Source organism: Paenarthrobacter sp. CM16 (genome assembly GCF_013179505.1).
Lineage (GTDB): Bacteria > Actinomycetota > Actinomycetes > Actinomycetales > Micrococcaceae > Arthrobacter.
Genome location: NZ_JABMCX010000612.1, coordinates 1 through 530, shown reverse-complemented (window position 1 = coordinate 530; position 530 = coordinate 1). Strand labels below are relative to the sequence as shown.

Below are 530 nucleotides of genomic sequence, written 5' to 3'. Positions count from 1 at the left end.
GCCAGTTCAATGGCGCGCTTCTGGACGATCGGCACCTCTTCGAGCGGCAGTTCGACGCCGAGGTCGCCACGGGCAACCATGATGGCGTCGAAGGCGTCGATGATCTCGTGGAGCTGCTCCACTGCCTGCGGCTTTTCGATCTTGGCGATCACCGGCACGCGGCGGCCTTCTTCGTCCATGATCTCGTGGACGCGCTTGATGTCTGAGGCATCACGCACGAACGAGAGGGCGATCAGGTCGGCGCCGCGCTTGAGTGCCCAACGGAGATCGTCCTCGTCCTTTTCGCTGAGGGCGGGGACGTTGACGGCGACACCGGGCAGGTTGATGCCCTTGTTGTTGGAGACCTTGCCGCCAACCGTCACGGTGGCAACAACCTTGACGTCGTCCACCTCGATGGCACGCATGGCCACCTTGCCGTCGTCGATCAACAGGGCATCGCCCACGTTGACGTCCTCAGTGAGGCTCTTAAGCGTGGTGGAGCAGATGTCCTTGGTGCCGGGGACGTCTTCGGTGGTGATGGTGAAGGTGTC

At 62.6% G+C, this 530-nt stretch carries 1 protein-coding gene; it reads right to left on the bottom strand.

Features of this window, described 5'->3' with window-relative positions:
* Positions 1 to 530, bottom strand: a 530-nt coding sequence (locus HP499_RS24810) for a pyruvate kinase (protein ID WP_253951793.1), incomplete at both ends; no start/stop codon positions are given.